Annotated in this window: 2 protein-coding genes and 1 pseudogene; 1 reads left to right on the forward strand and 2 read right to left on the reverse strand. The window is 73.6% G+C overall.

The window, feature by feature from the left end; all coding sequences use genetic code 11:
• Positions 1-241 (reverse strand): annotated as a pseudogene (locus D471_RS0119310) (hypothetical protein); the annotation flags it as partial.
• 56 nt (positions 242-297) lie between these two features.
• On the opposite strand from D471_RS0119310, the gene D471_RS40905 reads away from it, so the two are divergent.
• Positions 298-558 carry a hypothetical protein gene (locus tag D471_RS40905; RefSeq protein ID WP_017600127.1) on the forward strand — a complete coding sequence of 87 codons (261 nt, stop codon included), beginning with the start codon at positions 298-300 and terminating at the stop codon, positions 556-558.
• On the opposite strand, the gene D471_RS42530 is transcribed toward D471_RS40905, so the two are convergent.
• Positions 533-2,215, reverse strand: coding sequence for a protein kinase domain-containing protein (locus tag D471_RS42530; RefSeq protein ID WP_017600128.1), 1,683 nt, complete (start codon positions 2,213-2,215; stop codon positions 533-535). The two genes, D471_RS40905 and D471_RS42530, sit on opposite strands and share 26 nt — an antisense overlap.
• Positions 2,216-2,449: the final 234 nt, after the last annotated feature.

The raw sequence follows: 2,449 nt of genomic DNA on the forward strand, positions 1-2,449 counted from the left end.
CGTCGCGCAGGTCGTGCAGCTGCGCGCCCCGCTGGTGGGTGCCCGTCCACATGTCGACGAGCGAACGCCCCAGCTCGGCGTGCCACATCAGCGGCGGCAGGTCCTCGATGGTGAGGGTCATGCCGACGTGGTTGACCGGGCTGTTCGTGCCGAACTGGATGGCCCGGTCGGCCGCGCTCGTGCCGCGGAACACCCACGCGTCGCCGGTCCGGGTGACCGCCAGGGCCTGGTCCAGGGACATGCTCGCTTCCGTCACAGGGCTAGCGTAGGCGTATGCGATGGAGGAGAGCTATCGGCGTGGCGGCCTTCGTCGGTGTCGCCGCCACCGGTGTCGTGATCGCCCGGGCCGAGCGCAGGCGCCGCGCGTACACCCCCGACCAGGTCAGGGAGCGCTTGCGGGAGCGCGTCGCCCGGATCGAGGCCGAGGGGGCGCCCGACCTGGCGCCGCCGCCCCGCACCCTGCGCGAGCGGGTCGCGGACCGGTGCGAGGCTGTCGCCCGGAGCCGTCCCCTGACTGCCCTGACGGAGCGGATCAGGGGGAGGACCGGCGTGACGTGACGGCCCCGGGCCGGAGCCGTGCGGGTGGCGCGCGGGTCAGATCCCACACATGGATGACGGGGCCTCCACTCGCCGTGTCGCCCATGGCGGCCACCATGGAGCCGTACGGGGGAACGTATAGCTCGGAGTAACTGAAGTCGTAGTCCTCGTTCAGAGCGATGAGCTGATCGACCGGCTCGGTCTGGTTCGGGTCGTAGACGTGGAGTCCGCCCTCGGTGGTCAGAACTACGAAGCGTTCGTCGTCCAGGAAGGCGGTGTCCTCGACCCTCGTGCGGACGAAGGCCGGTGCGTCCTCGGCGGGGCTCGGTGAGGCGGGGGCGGAAGGGATGCTCTCGGGGGTTTCCCGGACCTCCGGTTCCGTCTCGGCCTGTGACGTCGTGCCCTCCGAGAAGTCCAGCGCCATACCCAGAACGACCACCGAGACCACCGAGGCGACCAGCGCGGTCCAGAACACCGCCGGGCTGGGGGAGCTGTCCGTGTCCCGGCCGGGTTCGGGGGACTTGACTACGCGCTCCGCCGCTTCCCGCGCGGGATCCGGGAGCGCGGCCGCGCTCCCCGGCGCATCTTCGACGGGCTCTGGCGATGCCTGGTCCGGGACGCCGCGCACATCCAGCGGCTCGGGCGGGGGTGGCGCCGCGGGTTCGGGGGCAGCCTCGTCGGGACCGCCCCGCTCACCCGGGTCCTCCCCCTCGGATTCCTCGGGCTCCTGGTTCTCCCAGGCGGGCTCGTCCGCCTCGGGCGGGGCGGTGGTCGGTACGACCCGGGTCGCGGCCACCAGGGTGTGGCGGATCGTGGTGGCGACCGCCGCGGGCAGCCACTCGGTGGCGTCGTCATCCCCCCGGGGAAGCGCCGTGCCGGTCAGTTCGGCCGTCACCGAGTCCAGGTCCGGGCGGTCGTGGGGGTCCTTGGCCAGGCAGGCGGTGACGAGGGGGACCAGGGTGTCGGGCAACCCGCTCAGATCGGGGGACTGGTTCACGACGCGGTAGAGCAGGGCCGCGGGGTCGCCGGTGCCGAAGGGCGGGCGGCCGGTGGCGGCGAAGACCAGCACCCCGCCGAAGGAGAACAGGTCGCTGCGTGCGTTCAGGTCGGCCCCGGTGGCCTGCTCGGGCGACGTGTAGGCGGGGGTGCCCAGGGTCTGGCCGGTGCGGGTGAGCGCGGTGGCGTCGGTGGCGCGGGCGATGCCGAAGTCGATGACCTGGGGGCCGCGCGAGGCCAACAGGACGTTGGAGGGTTTGAGGTCGCGGTGGATCAGCCCGACCGCGTGGATCGCCGACAGCGCCTCGGCCAGCCCGGCGGCCAGGACCAGCAGTGACTCCTCCGGGAACGGCCCGCTGCCGCGTACCGCCGTGTTCAGCGCCGGGCCGGGGACGTACTCGGTGGCCAGCCAGGGGGTGGGGCCGTCGGTGTCGGCGTCCAGGACCCGGGCGGTGTAGGGGCCCCGCACCCGGCGGGCCAGGTCCACCTCGCCGGTGAACCGAGCCCAAAACTCCTCGTCCCCGGCGTACTCGCGTCGGACGGCCTTGACGGCGGCCAGGTCGTGCCCGTCGTCGGCGGTGGAGACCGCGAGGTAGACGACGCCCATGCCGCCCTCGCCGATCCGGCGCAGCAGCCGGTAGCGCCCGAGTTCTCGGGGGTCGTCGGGGTGCAGGGGTTCCACGGGGCCGTTTCTCAGTCCGGGGGCGGAGGGTGGGGTGCGGGAGAAGCGTAACGGATGTTCCCCCACGGGTGTTTCGTGCTCTCCCGAGCCGGTCACCCGCCGCCCCGTGGGACCCTTGGGGCATGACCTCGATCGTCGCCCGACGGGTCGGCCTCTGGTGGCCGCGGACCCATCCCGCCGCAGAGGTGGACGAGCGGGTCTCCCCGCACGGCGGGGGAGGGCGCCGCTGACCGT

It is taken from the genome of Nocardiopsis lucentensis DSM 44048, assembly GCF_000341125.1.
Taxonomy (GTDB): domain Bacteria; phylum Actinomycetota; class Actinomycetes; order Streptosporangiales; family Streptosporangiaceae; genus Nocardiopsis; species Nocardiopsis lucentensis.